The organism is Bacillus safensis FO-36b (assembly GCF_000691165.1).
Classification (GTDB): Bacteria; Bacillota; Bacilli; order Bacillales; family Bacillaceae; genus Bacillus; species Bacillus safensis.
Genome location: NZ_ASJD01000006.1, coordinates 1 through 18656, shown reverse-complemented (window position 1 = coordinate 18656; position 18656 = coordinate 1). Strand labels below are relative to the sequence as shown.

General features: G+C 42.7%; 15 protein-coding genes and 1 pseudogene. 11 read left to right on the top strand and 5 right to left on the bottom strand.

Features of this window, described 5'->3' with window-relative positions; genetic code table 11:
• Nucleotides 1-89 precede the first annotated feature (89 nt).
• The gene (locus BA81_RS13255) at nt 90-1163 is read right to left on the bottom strand and encodes a tetratricopeptide repeat-containing glycosyltransferase family 2 protein (protein ID WP_024426649.1); all 1074 of its coding nucleotides are present in this window, start codon (nt 1161-1163) and stop codon (nt 90-92) included.
• A 132-nt stretch (nt 1164-1295) separates the two neighbouring features.
• On the opposite strand from BA81_RS13255, the gene BA81_RS13250 reads away from it, so the two are divergent.
• Complete coding sequence (locus tag BA81_RS13250) at nt 1296-3179, top strand: ABC-F family ATP-binding cassette domain-containing protein (protein ID WP_034282742.1); 1884 nt, start codon at nt 1296-1298, stop codon at nt 3177-3179.
• A 32-nt stretch (nt 3180-3211) separates the two neighbouring features.
• On the opposite strand, the gene folE2 is transcribed toward BA81_RS13250, so the two are convergent.
• Nucleotides 3212-4108, bottom strand: coding sequence for a GTP cyclohydrolase FolE2 (folE2, locus tag BA81_RS13245; protein WP_034282740.1), 897 nt, complete (start codon nt 4106-4108; stop codon nt 3212-3214).
• A gap of 143 nt (nt 4109-4251) precedes the next feature.
• Between folE2 and BA81_RS13240 the strand changes: the two genes are divergently transcribed.
• Together BA81_RS13240 and BA81_RS13235 are read left to right on the top strand one after the other, a co-directional pair.
• On the top strand, nt 4252-4677 hold the full coding sequence (locus BA81_RS13240; RefSeq protein WP_024424586.1) for a MerR family transcriptional regulator: 426 nt from the start codon (nt 4252-4254) through the stop codon (nt 4675-4677).
• Between the two features lie 56 nt (nt 4678-4733).
• Nucleotides 4734-5924: an MFS transporter gene (locus BA81_RS13235; RefSeq protein WP_034282738.1), complete on the top strand. Its 1191-nt coding sequence runs from the start codon at nt 4734-4736 to the stop codon at nt 5922-5924.
• Between the two features lie 228 nt (nt 5925-6152).
• Here the strand turns inward: BA81_RS13235 and BA81_RS13230 are convergent, their stop codons facing one another.
• Nucleotides 6153-7706, bottom strand: a complete 1554-nt coding sequence (locus BA81_RS13230) for an ABC-F family ATP-binding cassette domain-containing protein (RefSeq protein ID WP_034282735.1) — start codon at nt 7704-7706, stop codon at nt 6153-6155.
• A gap of 152 nt (nt 7707-7858) precedes the next feature.
• On the opposite strand from BA81_RS13230, the gene BA81_RS13225 reads away from it, so the two are divergent.
• Entirely contained in the window at nt 7859-9001 is a 1143-nt protein-coding gene (locus BA81_RS13225; protein ID WP_024426644.1) for a DEAD/DEAH box helicase, read from the top strand.
• A 35-nt stretch (nt 9002-9036) separates the two neighbouring features.
• Here the strand turns inward: BA81_RS13225 and BA81_RS13220 are convergent, their stop codons facing one another.
• Together BA81_RS13220 and BA81_RS13215 are read right to left on the bottom strand one after the other, a co-directional pair.
• Entirely contained in the window at nt 9037-10041 is a 1005-nt protein-coding gene (locus BA81_RS13220; protein ID WP_034282733.1) for an NADP-dependent oxidoreductase, read from the bottom strand.
• A gap of 121 nt (nt 10042-10162) precedes the next feature.
• Nucleotides 10163-10540, bottom strand: a complete 378-nt coding sequence (locus tag BA81_RS13215) for a YfmB family protein (protein ID WP_024426642.1) — start codon at nt 10538-10540, stop codon at nt 10163-10165.
• A 221-nt stretch (nt 10541-10761) separates the two neighbouring features.
• On the opposite strand from BA81_RS13215, the gene BA81_RS13210 reads away from it, so the two are divergent.
• The 7 genes and pseudogenes from BA81_RS13210 to BA81_RS19935 all read left to right on the top strand — a co-directional run.
• On the top strand, nt 10762-11109 hold the full coding sequence (locus BA81_RS13210) for a YflT domain-containing protein (RefSeq protein WP_034282732.1): 348 nt from the start codon (nt 10762-10764) through the stop codon (nt 11107-11109).
• Between the two features lie 956 nt (nt 11110-12065).
• On the top strand, nt 12066-12722 hold the full coding sequence (locus BA81_RS13205; RefSeq protein WP_034282731.1) for a class I SAM-dependent methyltransferase: 657 nt from the start codon (nt 12066-12068) through the stop codon (nt 12720-12722).
• 281 nt (nt 12723-13003) lie between these two features.
• Nucleotides 13004-13729, top strand: coding sequence for a GTP cyclohydrolase II (locus BA81_RS13200; protein WP_034282729.1), 726 nt, complete (start codon nt 13004-13006; stop codon nt 13727-13729).
• 32 nt (nt 13730-13761) lie between these two features.
• Nucleotides 13762-14565 (top strand): formylglycine-generating enzyme family protein, encoded by an 804-nt coding sequence (locus BA81_RS13195; RefSeq protein WP_034282727.1) that lies wholly within the window; start codon nt 13762-13764, stop codon nt 14563-14565.
• Nucleotides 14566-14569: 4 nt separating this feature from the next.
• Complete coding sequence (locus tag BA81_RS13190) at nt 14570-16327, top strand: WD40 repeat domain-containing protein (RefSeq protein WP_034282726.1); 1758 nt, start codon at nt 14570-14572, stop codon at nt 16325-16327.
• 283 nt (nt 16328-16610) lie between these two features.
• Nucleotides 16611-17693 carry a bifunctional diaminohydroxyphosphoribosylaminopyrimidine deaminase/5-amino-6-(5-phosphoribosylamino)uracil reductase RibD gene (gene ribD / locus BA81_RS13185; protein WP_034282725.1) on the top strand — a complete coding sequence of 361 codons (1083 nt, stop codon included), beginning with the start codon at nt 16611-16613 and terminating at the stop codon, nt 17691-17693.
• A gap of 113 nt (nt 17694-17806) precedes the next feature.
• Nucleotides 17807-18656 (top strand): annotated as a pseudogene (locus BA81_RS19935) (exosporium glycoprotein BclB-related protein); the annotation flags it as partial.

Sequence of the window (18656 nt, the reverse complement as noted above, 5' to 3'; positions counted from 1 at the left end):
ATCACTAAAGTGTTAAACGTCACAACCGAATAAGTGTATAAAAAGAGACATCCGCCGTGAGATCGAAGGCGGATGTGGTGTCAGACGATCTATGTCTGATCAGCAAATATTTTTTCATTGTACAGCACACTTGGATGAGTCGGATGATGGGCGGAGGAGGCATGGTGATGTATTTTGGCTTGCTCCAGGTCACCGAGCTGATAATAACAGTAGCAAAGCTGAAGGTGAGGATACCACGTTTTATATTGTGTAAGTGTGAAGGCTGTTTCGTTTTCAGGAGCCTTCAGCGCCTGCTCATACCAAAAGATGGCTGCCTGATGTTTATTTTGTATTTTTAGATGATCCCCGATCCGGCAGCAAAATTCTGGCCGGGGCTGATCATATAAGAAGGATCGTAATAAGGAGGATAAGGCCGCTTCCTCAAAGCCTGCCGCATAATAGCAGTCCGCTAAATATTGGCATGTGCGAATTTCATCCTCAATCCAGCACTGTTTTGTGTTTAAAAATTCATGATAAAAACGAATCGCTCTGACATGCTGCCCATTGTCTCTTAATTCATTGGCAAAATAAAAGAGATCACGGGGCGTCATGTCCTCTCCTTTTGCCAGCATGTCTTCATAAATTCGCAAGTTGCGCCCAGGCTCACCAGCAGTTGTTTTCTTGCGTTTTTGATGTGTGACGGCGATATCTGCTGGAAAGATGTTTCCATACACTTGAAGAAACTCATGAACGGCCCCGTACCACTGAAAGTTTAAGGAACGCTTCACAAGGCGATTTCTTCTATATTTGAAATTGACTTGACCGCTTTCATCGAAGCCCACATGATAAAACATCGAAACGGCATCCACTGAGGGATCAAGTGTCTGCTTGAGTTGAAGCAGTTTTTGGCGGTCTTCTTCAAGCAGAACATCGTCAGCATCGAGCCATAAAATATACTCTTTCGCTGCATGTGAGAAAGCAAAGTTACGTGCTTTTGCAAAATGCTGCACCCATTCAAAATCCAGCACCTTTGCTGAAAAGGAATGAGCGATCTCTTTTGTTTGATCTGTTGATCCCGTATCAACGATGATTATCTCATCGACAATGTCTTGAACAGAAGAAAGGCATTCCGCCAGCACTTCCTCTTCATTTTTCACAATCATACATAAGCTAATGGTTATCATCTTTAGATCACCTCTTCATAGTGTATCGAGCATCAAAAGGAAACATTCTTTTCAGCAGCGGGTTTTTTAAAACTAGTTTTCTGCTACTGGCTGATTTAAAATAAAGGAAGAATCTATGTAAGGGCTGATAAAATGAGTTTATTGAATGTTGAAGGATTATATAAAACCTATGGCGAGAAAACGCTGTTTGATCATATTTCGTTTCATATAGAACCGAAGGAACGCATCGGATTGATTGGACCAAATGGTACAGGGAAGTCAACACTTCTAAAGGTCATCGCGGGACTTGAATCGTTTGAGGAAGGTGACATCACGAAAGCAGGGACACTTGATATCGAATTTCTTGAGCAAGATCCTGAAATGACCGGAAATGAAACGATTCTTGACTACATTTTTTCTGGAACGGCACCAATGATTCAAACGATGAAGGCGTATGAACAGGCACTCGCCGATTTAGAGCATGACCCGCAAAATGAGGCAAAACAAGAGGCGCTGATGCGCATGCAAAATCGAATGGATCAGGAAGATGCTTGGGATGCGAACCTTTCAGCTAAAACGATTTTGACAAAGCTTGGCGTGAAAGATGTGAGCCGCTCTGTACATGCATTGTCAGGCGGACAGAAAAAACGTGTCGCCATTGCTAAAAATTTAATTCAGCCTGCAGGTTTGCTGATTTTAGATGAGCCAACCAACCACCTTGATAATGCCACCATTGAATGGCTTGAAGGATACTTAAGCCAATATAGCGGTGCTGTCATTCTCGTGACGCACGATCGTTATTTCTTAAACCGGGTGGCCAATCGGATTTATGAGTTAAATCAAGGGCAGCTTTATACGTATAAAGGAAATTATGAAGTCTTTTTAGAAAAAAGAGCGGAGCGGGAAGCAGAGGCTCAGGTGAAAGAAACGAAGCGTCAAAACTTGCTTAGACGAGAGCTTGCATGGCTGAGACGAGGAGCAAAAGCAAGAACGACAAAGCAGAAAGCACGTATCGGCAGAGTCGAAGAGCTGAAAGATCAAAAAGGACCTGATGCGAAGGGAGAGCTTGATTTTGCCATCGGCTCGCACCGCTTGGGGAAACAAGTGATAGAGGCAGAAGACTTATCAATTTCATTTGCTGGCCAGTCCCTTGTGGAGCGGTTTACAGATTTAGTCGTGCCGGGTGATCGTATCGGATTCATCGGACCGAATGGAGTTGGCAAAACCACTCTACTGAACTGTCTAGCGGGTAAGATTGAACCGACCTCAGGACAATTGACCATTGGACAAACCGTTCGTATTGGCTATTACACGCAGGATCACAAGGAAATGAATGATGAGCTGACCATCATTGAGTATATCAAGGAAACAGCTGAGATCGTCAAGACGTCTGATGGCGTTATTGTCACAGCAGAGCAGATGCTGGAGAGGTTCCTTTTTCCAAGATCGATGCAGCGGACGTATATTCGTAAGCTGTCAGGGGGAGAACGCCGCAGATTGTATTTATTGAAGGTCTTAATGGAAGAGCCGAATGTTCTCTTTTTAGATGAGCCGACGAACGACCTTGATACAGAGACCCTCAGTATTTTAGAAGATTATTTAGAGCAGTTCCCCGGCGTCGTCATCACCGTGTCCCATGATCGTTATTTCTTAGACCGAGTGGTTCACCGTCTGCTTGTCTTTGAAGGAAATGGGCGCGTTTCACACTTCCAAGGTGCTTACAGCGATTATATGGAACAGGAAAAAGAGCAGAAGCGGACAGAGACAAAGCCTGCTGAGAAACAAGTAGAAGCCGCACCTAAAAAGAGAAAAAAACTTTCTTATAAAGATCAGCTTGAATGGGACGGGATTGAAGACCGGATACAGGCATTAGAGGAAAAACATCAGCAGCTCGAAACCAGCATTGTAGAAGCAGGAAGTGATTTTGGAAAAATTCAAGAGCTGATGGACGAACAAAAAGCCGTTGCGGAAGAACTAGAACAAGCAATGGACCGCTGGACAGAATTGTCGCTTATGATTGAGGAATTGAATGAATAAAGATGTGGAAATAAAAAACCTGTAGAATCGCTCTACAGGTTTTTTTGATAGGAGCATTTGGCATACGCATCATGCTGATGAATGGATTCCTCATTACGACACTCGACTTGAAAGCTTTTAATCCATGGCTGCTCATATAATTCGATGGCAATTAATCTTGTGATATCTTCTACAAAGCGCGGATTTTCATAAGCCTCTTCCGTCACTTTCTTTTCATCAGGTCTTTTGAGCACGGGATAAAGCGGTGCGCTCGCATTGGACTCGATGATATGTAAAAGAGCGGCCTTGATATCGTCAGGATGCGATGCTTGTTCAAATAACCCTACTTGAATGGAAACAGATCCGCGCTGATTATGTGCACCATATTCACTGATTTCTTTGGAACAAGGACATAATGTCGTGACCTGTGCATCGCAGCCAACGTGACAGGTCCATCCGTCCTTTTCATGAAAATGGACGTCATATTGGACAGTCGCATGCATCAAGCCTGACTGACCGGTGACTGGGCTCTGTTTTTCCATGTACCATGGAAAGGCAACTTGAATGGAAGCAGAGGGCTGATCCATTTTCCGGGCGAGCGCTGCCGTCCATTCTTTTAGGGCATTCACATTAAGCGGCTTGCTGCTCTCATAAAACGAGTGCAGCTGTTCAGTGAGCCGGCTCATATGAATGCCTTTTTGATGAGCTGGCAGGGAAGTACTCAGTGTAAATTCAGCTGTAGTTGTCTGGCGATGTGGTGCTGTTTTAGATACGATATGCACCGGATAGGACATGCGGCAGATCCCGACTTGTTCAAGATGAAAATAATAGTTTTGCTCTGTTTTTTGAATGTCCGTCATGTCCTCTTTTTGCCAAGGCTTTGTGCCAAGACTTGGCGGTACAGATCCGAATAGCTGATGCCGTTCTTCTTTAGATGGAAATGAGCGCATATAGTACCTCCTTTAAATCGTAATTATTCCTATTTATTTTGCGATAAAACACGAAGGAAATCAAGGGTTAAAACTTTGACGTTTACGTTAAGGTTATAAAGGTGTATAATAAAACATGAATTGATGAGCAGGAGGCACTGGTGATGGAATGGATGAAAATTGATCAAGTGGCGAAAAGAAGCGGACTGACAAAACGGACGATTCGTTTCTATGAAGAGATTGGTTTATTATCAGCACCAAAGCGGACAGAGGGCGGAGTCAGACTTTACTCAGAGGACGACATGGAAGAGCTAGAGAAAGTGATGCAGGCAAAAGAGGTACTCGGCTTTTCTTTACAGGAGCTTCAATCGTTTATGGAAATCGGAAAGCAGCTAGAGCTGAATAAAGAAGGCTACTTGCTGTCGCTTGATCCGAAGGAACGATTAGAGAAGCTATTAGATATTGAGGCGCAGCTGACTGTGCAGCATCAATTGATTTCAAAAAAGCTTGAAACCATTCAATCCTTTAAAAAGGATCTTGAAGCGATGAAAGAAAGAGCGGCTCATGCAATTGAGCAATTACAAAAATAAACACCTCTGCGTGTTTATTTTATTTTGTCAACATTTGAAGGAAAGGTTCTGATGGAATGAAGGAAGAAGAAGTGTTGAAACAGCGTACAAGTCTGCTTAGGCAGCCAAAAGCCGTTTGGGCTGTTGCCTTTGCATGTGTGATTTCGTTTATGGGAATAGGACTCGTTGACCCGATCCTGCCAGCCATTGCATCACAATTACATGCATCTCCAAGCCAGGTGTCTCTTTTATTTACAAGCTACTTACTTGTGACCGGCTTTGTGATGTTTTTTACCGGTTTTATTTCTAGCCGGATTGGTGCGAAATGGACGTTATTAGTAGGACTCATTTTTATTATTGTTTTTTCTGCTTTAGGAGGTACTTCTTCAACGATTAATGAATTAATTGGCTTTAGAGGCGGATGGGGCATCGGGAATGCTTTATTTATTTCAACTGCACTCTCTGTCATTGTCGGTGTGTCTGTTGGAGGAAGTGCGAAGGCCATTATTTTATACGAGGCAGCACTAGGTCTTGGGATATCGGTTGGACCGCTGCTTGGCGGTGAGCTTGGAACAATTTCTTGGCGCGGGCCTTTCTTTGGCGTTGCCGTGTTAATGCTTATTGCTCTTTTAGCCATTACCTTTATGCTTCCACCTATGCAAAAGCCTGAGAAAAAAGTGAAATTATTTGAGGCTGTCGGGGCGTTAAAATATAAAGGGCTTTTAACGATGGCATCTGCCGCTTTCTTATATAATTTTGGTTTCTTTGTGCTTTTAGCGTATTCACCATTTGTGCTCCATCTTGATGAGCATGGACTTGGTTATGTCTTTTTTGGTTGGGGGCTATTTTTGGCTGTGACCTCCGTCTTCTCCGCGCCGGTCATTCATCGTAAACTTGGGACATTGACCTCGCTGGTGGTTTTGTTTGCTTCGTTTGCTGTGATTTTATTCGGCATTGGAATATGGACGTCTCATGTTGTGGTCGTGATCTGCGGAATTGTCATTGCTGGGGGAATTCTCGGTATGATCAATACGGTGCTCACGACAGCTGTGATGGGGTCAGCACCGGTTGAACGTTCAATTGCTTCATCCTCTTACAGTGCTGTACGGTTTATTGGGGGCGCGATCGCTCCTTGGATTGCCGGAGTTCTCGCTGAATCCTATACAGCAAGTACACCTTACTATGTCGGGGCTGGTGTTGTTCTTCTAGGCATGATTATTCTGCTCCTTGGACGTAAGCATTTGGTGAATATCCAAGCAGGTCATTAATTAGAAAAAAGTTCAGCGTGTAGACAAACCCTCGCATTCGGTGTCAGTTCCTGTGCGCCGATGCTCACGAATGTCAAATTCGCTCCGCAAAGGTAGCCGTCCTTCCTAGACTGCAAAGGTTTTCTATCACGCTGAAAGAAGACAAAGGGCTAAAATAAAGATCATTTTAGCCCTTTGTCACAATCATCTGAGCCTTATATCTTTTGAAGATATAAGGCTTTTTTGTCGTTATAATACTTTTGTCGTCCAAGATTCGCAATTCCATGTTTCAGTTGCCACATCTTGATAAAATTCAGGCTCGTGAGAAATCAATAAGACGCTGCCTTTATATTCTTTTAAGGCGCGTTTTAGTTCTTCTTTTGCATCGACATCTAAATGGTTTGTCGGCTCATCGAGAACAAGTAAGTTGGTTTCTTCGTTGATCAGCTTGCAAAGACGAACCTTTGCTTTTTCTCCTCCGCTTAATACAGACACACGGCTTTCAATATGTTTTGTCGTTAATCCGCATTTTGCAAGAGCGGCTCTGACTTCATATTGCGTGTAAGAAGGGAAGGTGCTCCATACTTCTTCAATACAAGTATTGCTGTTTTGCTCTTTTACTTCTTGCTCAAAGTAGCCAATATGCAAGAATTCTCCACGTTCCACCTCACCAGAAATAGGTGTGATTTCCCCAAGAAGACTTCGGAGCAGCGTCGTTTTTCCGATACCGTTAGCACCGTACAGCGCAATTTTTTGCCCGCGTTCCATTTTCAAATTCAATGGGCGAGAGAGCGGTTCATCATAACCAATGACCAAATCTTTCGTTTCAAAAATCAGTTTCCCAGACGTACGTGCCGGTTTAAAGTGAAATTCTGGTTTTGGCTTTTCTGCTGCCAGTTCAATCATATCCATCTTATCCAATTTCTTTTGACGGGACATCGCCATATTTCTTGTGCTGACACGTGCTTTGTTTCTTGCGACAAAATCCTTTAGTTCAGCCACTTCCTGCTGCTGTCTTTTATAGGCTGCTTCGAGCTGCTGCTTTTTGACTTCGTACACTTGTTTAAATTGGTCGTAATCACCAACATAGCGCGTGAGCTCTTGATTTTCAACATGATAAATCAAGTTAATAACACTGTTTAAAAACGGAATATCATGTGAAATGAGGATAAACGCATTTTCATATTCCTGTAAATAACGCTTCAGCCACTCAATATGCTGCTCATCCAAATAGTTGGTCGGCTCATCGAGAAGGAGAATTTCTGGCTTCTCTAACAGCAATTTCGCTAGCAGGACCTTCGTACGCTGACCGCCGCTGAGCTCCGTCACATCACGGTCCAGTCCAAGATCCGTTAATCCAAGACCTCTTGCAATTTCCTCGACCTTGGAATCAATGATATAGAAATCATTGTTTGTCAGTGCGTCCTGAATGACGCCAACTTCCTCTAACAGCTTTTCCAGCTCATCAGGATCGGCTTCACCCATTTTGCCATAAATGTCATTCATCGCAGCTTCCATGGAGAATAAATAATGGAATGCATCCTGAAGGACTTCACGGATCGTTCTGCCCTTTTCTAGCACGGTATGCTGATCAAGGTAGCCGACACGGACATTTTTCGCCCATTCGACTTTTCCTGCATCTGGATCCAGCTTGCCAGTAATAATATTCATAAACGTTGACTTTCCTTCACCGTTGGCGCCGATTAAGCCGACATGCTCGCCTTTTAATAAACGGAAGGACACTTCGTGGAAAATGGCTCTGTCGCCAAAGCCATGACTTAAATCTTTAACAGATAATATCATTTTTTACACCTCAAATAGATTCAAAACGGCTAGTGCCTCTCATGATTATATCGAACTGTCCGGCTCGATAAAAGCATCAAAAGAAAAATTGCGTTTCAAAGCTGATTTTGAGATACTAAAGGATAGATTGAATGAGGATAAAGGAGATCGACATGACGGAAAATTGGGCATTTTTGAAAGAAGCAAAGCCATTTATTCAGGAAAACTTTCAAGCGGCTGGCTTCGAAAAACCAACAGCTATACAAGAAAAAACAGCAGAGTGGATTACGGAGAAGCGTGATGTGATCGCAGAATCGCCAACTGGAACGGGGAAGACACTTGCGTATGTTCTGCCGCTTTTAAATAAAATTGATGTCAATATTAAGCATCCGCAAGTCTTAATCTTGGCACCTTCAAGAGAGCTTGTGATGCAAATCTTTGATGTCGTGCAAGAGTTTAAACAAGGATCAGACATCAAAGCGGTCTCCTTGATTGGTGGAGCGAACATCAAGAAGCAGCAAGAAAAACTAAAGAAACATCCGAACATCGTTGTGGCGACACCGGGCCGAGTACAAGAATTAATCAAAATCAAGAAACTGAAAATGCATGAAGTCAAAACGATTGTATTAGACGAAGCAGATCAGCTTCTTGTGCCAGAGCATATGAAAACGATCCAAGGAATCATTAAGTCCACATTAAAAGAAAGACAAATCCTTTGTTTTTCTGCAACGTTGAAAGAAGAAACCGTTCAGCTGATCAAAGAAATGACATCTGAACCAGAAGTATTGAAAATTGCTAGAAGCGAGGAAGAAGCGCAGAAAGTGGGTCACTATTATCTGTTATGTGATCAGCGTGACAAAGTGAAACTGCTGCAAAAGCTATCACGGCTTGAGGACATGCAGGCGCTCGTTTTTGTACGTGACATTACGAACTTAAGCATTTATGCAGAGAAATTAGCGTACCATCATGTCGACCTTGGTGTCCTTCATAGTGAAGCAAAAAAAGCTGAACGTGCTGTGATCTTGAAATCATTTGAACAGCGTGAATTCCCGCTCCTCCTTGCAACAGATATTGCAGCAAGAGGAATCGATATTGATGATCTGCCATATGTGATTCATGCAGATATGCCAAATGAAGAGGGCTACATCCACCGTTCAGGCAGAACCGGGCGCGCAGGAAAAGAAGGCGCAGTCATCAGCCTTGTCACACCTCAAGAGCAATCAATGCTGAAAAAAATGGCGAAAAAGCTGAATCTTTCGCTTGAAGAAATTGTGTATAAGCAAGGCCAGCTGCACCTTGCGCCCAAGCAGGCATAAGAAAAGGACCCTTCCACATGGAGGGTCCTTTTTTGTTATGAAATTTTGACAAGCTGTTTTCCGACATTTTCTCCTTTGAATAGTCCAAGGAATGCGTCAGGAATGTTGTCAAAGCCTTCTATGATTGTTTCTTTATATGTGAGTTTGTCTTCTTTTACCCATTGTGCGAGATCCTTCGCTGCCTCTTCAAAACGGTCTGAATAGTTGGCAACGATGAAGCCTTGCATCAATGCGCTTGTTTTGATGAGTTTTGTTTGCACACGCGGTCCGATGTCCTCGCTTGCGCTAATATTATAAGAAGAAATGGCGCCGCACACTGGAATGCGTGCAAAACGGTTTAAATGATTCATCACCGCATCTGAAATCTCGCCGCCTACATTGTCAAAATACACATCAACGCCGTTAGGGCAGGCTTTTGCAATGGCATCATCTAAATCATTTGTTGTTTTATAATTAATCGTTTCATCAAAACCCAATTCTTTTAAATAAGCGAGTTTATCGTCAGATCCGGCAATTCCCACGACGTGTGCGCCCTTGATCTTAGCGATTTGTCCTACAACAGAACCAACAGCACCTGCTGCTCCAGAGATGACAACCGTCTCGCCTTCTTTTGGCTGGCCAATCGCAAGCAGGCCGAAGTAAGCGGTTTGCCCTGGCATGCCCAAAATCCCTAAATAATAGGACAATGGCGCAATGGACGGATCAATTTTAGTCAGAGATTCAGCTTTGGCAGTGGAGTATTCTTGCCATCCAAGGAATCCAAGGACAAAATCACCCTTTTCAAATTGAGGCGATTTCGACTCAACGACTTCTCCGACAACACCGCCCTGAATCACTTCATTTAGCTTGAACGGAGGTGTATAGGATTTTGTATCCTGCATTCGCCCTCTCATATAAGGATCTACAGAAACATATTTCGTTTGAATCAAGACCTCCCCATCTTGCGGCACAGGTATATCGACTGTTTCAAAATGAAAAACATCTTTTGTAGGTAATCCTTTAGGACGTTTAGCTAATTGAATTTGCTTTTGTTGACTCATGTCAAATCCTCCCTTTCACTTACAGCCTAGATTTACATTAACATGATGCTTCTTTTCGTTCAAAACATACGGTCTTTTCAAAACACATACAAAAAAGCAGCCGCCATCTTATCGAAGGGGACTACTTTTTCTGAAAAGATACAGAGAGGAGCGGCGGGAGACAGCCAAACAGCTGATACACATCCGCATCACGTTCTTTTAACAAATATTCGTTTGCATTTTGCATGGAGGCTTTCATCATATCGCGCGTCACAAAAGGAAAAAGGATATTCAAGTATGAGGACAACATGTCTTGTGGATCTTGTTCAATTGACTCAATATCTCCAATGTTAATAATGATGGAAAAGAGATAATCAATTGAGATGTGAAAGTGCTGTTCGGCAAACAATGTAAGCGGCTTTGTATTTGCTTCTTCAGGATTCCACTTTTGAAAAAGCTGTTTCACCAAATCACTGACAACCCAAGCATTAAACTGCTGCTCCGCTGAAAAGTAATACATCAGCTCTCCCTCATTTCTAGCCTCCAGTATAAGAATTGTACAACAAATCAACAGGATTGAACATGATAATTCAGAAAATTTAGTCATTTTTACAGGATTTTTGTCAAAAATAAGTCGATAGACATGGTACGTCTTTCAAGAAAATTGGATGTGCTCGTGGAAGGTTTAATGTCAAAAGTGACGGGTAAAAGATTCGTAAGACGTTAAAGGAGGAATATAAAATGAAACCTGTTGTAAGAGAGTATTCAAATGATGAAACACTTCAAAAAGATGTAGAGCAATTAAAGGCACTCGGTGTTGCAAGAGAGGACATTTATGTTCTGTCCCATGACGATGATCGAACAGAGCGTATTGCAAATAATGCAGATGCCAATACGATTGGCTCAAGAGAAGTTGGACTCAAACATGCGGTTGGAAACATCTTTAGTAAAAAGGGTGATGAGCTCCGCAATAAAATTCATGAAATTGGTTTCTCAAAAGAAGAAGCTGAGACATTTGAAGAACATTTAGACGAAGGGAAAGTCCTTCTCTTTGTCACAGATCATGAAAAAGTGAAAAACTGGGCGTAAACGCCAACCGAAAAAGCCTCTTACTTTTGTAAGGGGCTTTTTTTCATGCTTCCATGTCTGAAAGAGAGACATATATCTTTTTTACGATAATAAGTAAATAAAGAAGTATGGAATAAATAGTAAACTCTCTAATTGAAAATGCCGTTATACCAATGAAAATCATGGAGAATCAAAAAAAAAATAGTCGAAATATCACAAAAAACCATTCGGGAAATAATCATTGTATCTTTCTATTTTGATTTAAAATTAAATAAAAAACTTGTGTAATTTAGTAGATAAATTTCTTAGTTCTATTGGTTTAAGTTGTATTTTTGTGTAGAAATAAGTGTTTTAAGGTCAAAAAACCACGAAAAATACCTGTATTTTCAATTAGAAATTCATTTTAATGTTTAGGAAATAATTTGTTGACAAAATAAACTAAAAACAATATATTTGGCTTAATCCAGTCATTATGGAATTAGTTGTTAAATTTCTGGCGGGTTTATTCCAAGCATAATCTAGAAAGGAGGTGGCAAGAACAAAGGCGTAAGCGCCTCTTAGATACAAAAATGTCTACTAGAACAGAACAAATCGTCGTTTACTTGAAGAAAAAATGATCGCCATTCTAAACAGTAGATTCATCTTTCTACTAAAAGCATAGTGTAAGAGATTGAAAAAGACGTTAAGTCCTTATAAAAAAGAGAAAGCGGTTTCAATAAGAAATGTGAGTTGATCGAACGGTAAAGGAGGTGAACTCATATGAAAAAAAGAGAGAACAAGCTGAGGCGATGCGGACCTCGAACGGCTGCATATGAGGATGAATGCTGAAAAAGAAGAGTGAACATGTGGGGTGCTTCTCTCCTTTTTCAGAAAAACAGATTTTCCTAAAAAATCCATCTTTCATTTTATCATAAGGTTTTTGGCTTGAAAACCACCTTTGCCCGAAAAGAAGATTGTGAATTGAAGGAGGTTTCATGATGAAAAAGGCTTTGTACCATGAAGACAGTGGATTGTATTTAGAAAAGATGCGCATGGCATTCCAAGAGCATTATGAGCAAAGAACAGATATGTGGTCTACTGATCCATCCTTAACAGACGCAGCAGTGATGTCATTAAAGGCATGGCGTTCAAGGGAAAAGAATGCACTTGCTTCTGTGCTGGATATCGGGTGCGGCAACGGCCGTGCACTAGAACATTTAAGCGGGCTTTCCGGATATGTCGGTATCGACCTGTATGAGCATGAGGAGTGGGAAGGGTTACAGAAAAGAGAAACAGTTCCTGTCCATTTTGTTCATCAAGATTTTATGTCATGGTCCATGGATCAGGGACGCGGGATGCAGTTTGATTTAATTTTAGATCATGGCTGCTTTCATCATCAACATCCTGATGATCATGAACGTTATTTAAAACAGGTCTCTTCTTTACTTCATGAAGGCGGTGTCTTTTCACTTGTTGTCTGGGGAGAACAGTGGAAAACAGGATTAATCGGAGAAGATGGCCGTTTCCATTTTTCATTTTCAGATTCTCAGCTTGGCGAAAAAATTTGTACATCAGGTCTTGAGCTTGTATCCATATCACCGTTACAAGCGAAGGCCGGAATAAGCCAGCATCATGTCATTGCCGTCAAAATCTAGTACAAAGGTGAGTGATTCAAAGCTAGCAGAGGTGTTCATGGGAAGAAAGAGCGTCTATCAATCAAGGGCGTTTGCTGCTCTGACAGAAAATAAAGCATATGAACCAAGATTTCTGCTCCTTTGTACTGGAAAAGGACAAGGTCTAAAGCGATGAGAGACACTGCACATCCATTTCTTTCTGCGGGAGCACACAAGCTGAGGGAGTGCGTACACATATTCATCACTCCATCACTGCGCTATGGGAGTCGATTTGGGTGCAGTGATGAATAGGGGGGAGACAAATGAACAAGTTTGTAGATGAATTACAATCAATGATTCATCATTTTACCTTTCAAGAAAAACACTATTTGCTCGTGGGGCCTGTGAATCTGCCAATTTCCATTCAACATGAAGAAGTGCCATTTAAGTGGTATGCCTTCGCGCCTGTTGAACGGGATACAAAACCAACGATCGAATCTATTGTCCAAATGAGTACCGCGCAGCAAACCTTTTCCTCTTGTCTCTTATTTGGCGACTTTGAAAATGAACGGCCGCCGCTTGTGCGAATCCATAGTGTCTGCCAAACAGGGGATGTGTTTGGGTCACTGAAATGTGATTGTGGTCCACAGCTTGCATTATCGCTGAAGAAAATCACCGATTACGGAAAAGGCATGCTTGTGTATATGGCCAATCAAGAAGGTCGGTCTATTGGGCTGATGGCAAAAGCGTTGACGTATAAATTACAGGAGATGCAGCTGGATACTTTTGAAGCCAACCGCCTGATCGGCTGCGGGGATGATGATCGGCATTACGAGGAAGCAGCAGCTGTTTTGCACTATTTAAACAAAGGGAAACCATTGCATTTACTAACAAACAATCCAGATAAAGTCGATTCTATTGCAGCTTACGGTCTTCCTGTTTTGCGGTTTGATCATACGGTCGAAGCCTCTCTCTACAATGAAGCCTATTTAAAGGCAAAAGCAGCCTCAGGGCATATGGTCGATGAGAAGAAATTAATTAATCAATAGACGAGTTTATTGAAAGAAGGCGGGAGAAAAGCGTGAAACCTGATATCAATTGGATTCAAATCCCAAGCGGCTATGCAACGATTGGAAGTAATGAAGAAGATATGAAAAAGGCAGCAGAATTCTGGAAGGACAAGCTGCTCAATCCAACCTACGGCCGTGAGAAAAAATTTCAAAAGTGGCTGTACAAAGAATTTCCATCCTATCAGCCGTATATCAACGAATTTTTTATCTCAGATACGGTCGTCAGCAATGAATTGTATCAAAGCTATTGTGATGAAACAGGCCAGACATACCCAGAGAGTTTAACGAACGAAGAGCTTGGCGGGGGAAAAGATCATCCAGCTTGGGGCATGGACATTGAGGAAGCCTTCTCGTTCTGTCAGTGGCTGAGCGGGAAACTTGGGATTGATGTTTCGATTCCTACTGAAGAAGAATGGGAGTATGCTGCCCGGGGAAACACGAGAAATCAATACCCGTGGGGAGATGAGTTTGATCCTTCTTACTGCAATACGCACGAATCAAATATTGAAAAAACGACGCCTGTCCGTCATTACGAAAAGGGCCGATCCTTATTTGGTCTTTATGATATGGGGGGCAACGTCGAGGAATGGGTCAATACCAAATATCACGTATATGAAGGCGGCATCGAGGTCGTCGATGATTTAACGGAAACACTCGGAAATGATTACTACATTTTAAAGGGCGGCTCCTTCGCAAGAGGCGGAGATTTATGCAGAGTCGCAAGAAGACACGGGAAGCACCCAGATCCCGTTTTTCGATTTACTGGTTTTCGTTTAGTGACTCGTCAAAAACAACATATAAAGGTGGGAGTGTAAAACCATGCATAGAGGACCAATTACATCTGTTTTATCAACTCAGCACGACCAAATTGTTTACACTGGCGGCTATGACCGCTGTATTTATCAGTGGAACCGGGCGAGGGGAGAAGGAACGTTTATTGGCAGTCACGAGCATATCATTAATTCTATATCTCTTTCTGAAAACGGAAAGTATTTAGCGAGTGCATCGTCAGACTATACGATTCAATTGTATGATACAGGCACAAATACCCGAATCCGCACGTTGTTTGGTCATGCAGATGATGTAGAAGCCGTCGCTTTTGCGAAGCAGGATACTTTGCTTGTATCCGTGTCCAGAGATAGAAGATGCTTAGTCTGGGATATCGAAACGGGCGCTATTTTAAGAGAATTCCATGGCCATAGCAAAGATGTATTAGCTGTATGGATACATGGTGATAAAGCTTATACAACAGGTGATGATGGATATGTCCTTGTATGGCTGTATGAAACCGGAGAAATCGTAGGGGAAATCGGCCCGTTTGATTATGAGCTCGATACGATCAGCGGCAGCAATCAAAAAGAAGTATTCGCACTTGGCAGAGATGATGGCACCGTTATTATTTACGATGCGGCTACTTTACAGGAGAAGAAAATCATCAAAGCCCATTTACAGGGCGTCAAGCGCGTGAATTTTTCTCCAAGCGGCAATTACTTGCTGACAGCAGGCTACGACCATTTAATTAAGCTGTGGAATTATGAAACAGGTGATTTAGTCGATACACTGCTACCTCATAAATATCAGTGGGAGCGCTCACTTGTCTGGACAGAGGATGAGAAGTCAATACTAGGAGCCAGCTTTGGAAAAACATATTGTGAATGGTCGATCGAAAAGGGCAAAGTCGTATCAGATGAGATCGAAATGGCGACACCATCTATCAATGATATTGCGCTGACTGATGCAGGTGATATTATTACCGCATCCGATGATGGAAAATTCAGAAAAAATGGGATTGAAATTGCCAAATCGACGGGCGTTTTAACAAATGGAGTAGCTGTTGCACGGGATGGAAGCTATTATGCGTGGGGAGACCATGCAAGTCAGGTGCATATTGTTCATGAGTCATTACAGCAAATGGTTTCGTTTGATCTTAACACAGGTCCGGTCAACAGCGTGTATTTCCACGAGGAGGATCGTCAATTTTATATTGGAACTTACGGCGGTTATGTACATGTCATTTCGACAGAACACTTAAAGGAAATCGGCCGTTCCAAAGCACACGATTGTGCAGTTAAAGCATTAAAGGTAGAAGGAGATCTTATCATCACAGCAGCAGTTGAAGGAACCATTTGTCTTTTAGATAAAAAGAGTTTGTCCTTAAAAGCGGAGTACATTGGTGCGACAGAGCTGTTAAATGATGTCTTTATTGATAGTAAACGAGACCGTATCGCCATTGTCAGCCGCGACAAGAATGTGAGATTGTTTGATTTGCATACAGGAAGAATTTTAGGCCAGCATAACGAACACCAGTATTCGATTAAATCGGTCACAGTCACAGACTCAGGCTATATTGTAAGCGGTGATTATTGGGGCTATATCGTTGTGTGGAATCCAGAGCTGGATGTCAACACCGGCCCAATTAGAATTGCCCAAAATGGGATTAGTGCCATCAGACAATTAGGCAATGATGTATATGCAAGCTCATATGACGGCGGGATTTATCATGTTCGAGAAGATGGAACGCATACCGAAGTACTACGCTTATTTGAACAATTTCCGAAAGAAGTAATCTCTCATTAAGAAAAAGAATGTAAGCGGGGGATTCTCATGATAAGTGTTTGCAAGGAACATATGAAAAAAGGTCTGTCTGTACTCAATTGTCCGCATGTGCTCCTCATTAATAAATATGAATGTCGCAAATGCTGTTTTTGTAAACAACGAGCATCTTATAAACTTTTTTATTCCTTGCCTTACTATGATCGATCTGAAAAGAAACGGATGGAAAAAATATAGCACATGAGAATAGAACTCCTTCATTCCCTGAAGGAGTTCTTTCCCTTGAAAGAGAGGAAAGGAGATTTACATGAAAGACGATGTTTTTTATATGAAGCTAGCGATTGCCAACGCAAAGGCCATGAAAGGACAAACCTCGCCAAATCCGCTTGTCGGAGCAGTGGTAGTCAATAAAGGTGAGATCGTTGGAATTGGTGCTCACATGAAGGCGGGCGAACCGCATGCTGAAATTCTTGCGCTGCAAATGGCAGGAGAAAAGGCGAAGGGAGCTCATCTATATGTGACGCTCGAACCTTGTTCGCATCATGGAAAAACAGGTCCTTGCTCAGAAGCCATTATAAAGAGCGGGGTGAAACGTGTGGTCATTGCCACTGGGGACCCAAATCCACTTGTAGCAGGTAAAGGGGTCACGATGTTGAAACAAGCAGGGATAGAAGTAGAAGAAGGGGTATGTAAGCGGGAAGCGGACAGCTTAAATCTTCCTTTTTTTCATTCGATACAATCAGATCTTCCGTATGTCATATTAAAAACAGCCATTTCATTAGACGGGAAAATTGCAACAGCTCATCAAGAAAGCAAATGGATTACAGGGACAGAAGCGAGGAATGAAGTGCAGCAATTACGTCAAGAAGCAGATGCTGTGATAACAGGCGTCGAAACCATTATTCAAGATGATGCAGGTCTTATTGTGAAAGATTCAATCGTGACACAGCCTATTCGTGTCATTTTAGATTCCACCTTAAGGATTCCGCTTCATGCGAAATGTTTAAATGATCATATGGCAGAAACCATCATTTGTACCTCAAACAAGTACGATCAAAAAAAATACCATCAACTGGTGCAAAAAGGACATCAAGTATTTGTCACAAGCGGAGAAAATCGGACAGATCTTCATGCGGTGTTACGTATGCTGAAAAGGCGCTCTGTGATGTCGGTGCTTGTAGAGGCGGGAGGCAGTGTGAGCGCATCCTTTTTAGAAGCGTCCCTTGTGAACGAAGTCATTATTTATATGGCACCATTATTAATTGGAGGGAAAGATGCACCTACTTTCTTTGAAGGAGAAGGTACGAAAACATTAAAAGAAGCCATCCGGCCGGTAGATATGGATTATAGTATGGTAGGAAAAGATTTAAAAATGACGATGAGACTTTAATGAAAGAAAGACCTTGTGCAAGAAAGTGCAAGGTCTTTTGATTATTTTAAAAAAATAAAAGTGTACATACACCATTCCCAGTCATGATGAATACGATGGATGGGGGTGATTCCATGAAAAAATGTAGGCAATGTGGTAAGACATATCCAACTCATTCGACAGACCACTACCAAAAAGGAAGCTGGTATGATGCGTACAAGGACGATGGCTGGGAATGTGATAGTTGTAAGAAAGGGATATCAGAAAAGCCAAGGAAACCAGTGAAAAATCCTTGCTGCGGAAAAGATCCTTGTGTTTGTGTGATTCAGGGGCCGCCAGGCGGGAGGGGAAGAAGAGGCCCAGCCGGTCCGGCTGGTGCAGCGGGTCCGGCAGGCCCAGCAGGTCCAATCGGTCCAACGGGCGTAGGTTTAACAGGCATCTTGGCATTTGATCCAGCAGTAGCACCAACCTTCCCAGTAGGTCAAGTGGTGACATACGATGGCAGTACGTACGTGGTCAATTCAGCACCGCCATTAGGTACGCCGGATACGTCGGCGGATTATACATTATTAGCTGCAGCGGGGGAAACAGGTACAGGGCCAACAGGTGTCACAGGAGATCCAGGTCCAACTGGAGCCACAGGCGCCACCGGCGTGGGTTTAACGGGAGTCGTACCGTATGATGCTGCAGCAGCGCCAGGATACCCATTGGGGCAAGTGGTGACATATGAAGGCGGAACATATCTTGTGAACACAGCATCACCAACAGGTACACCAGATACATCACCAGATTATACGTTATTAGCAGCCGCAGGCGCGACTGGCGTTACAGGCGCTACCGGTACGGGTGCAACTGGAGCAACGGGGGAAATTGGTCCAACCGGAGTTACTGGCGTCACGGGAGCAACGGGGGAAATTGGTCCAACCGGAGCCACCGGCGTCACGGGAGCGACGGGAGAAATTGGTCCAACCGGAGCCACCGGTG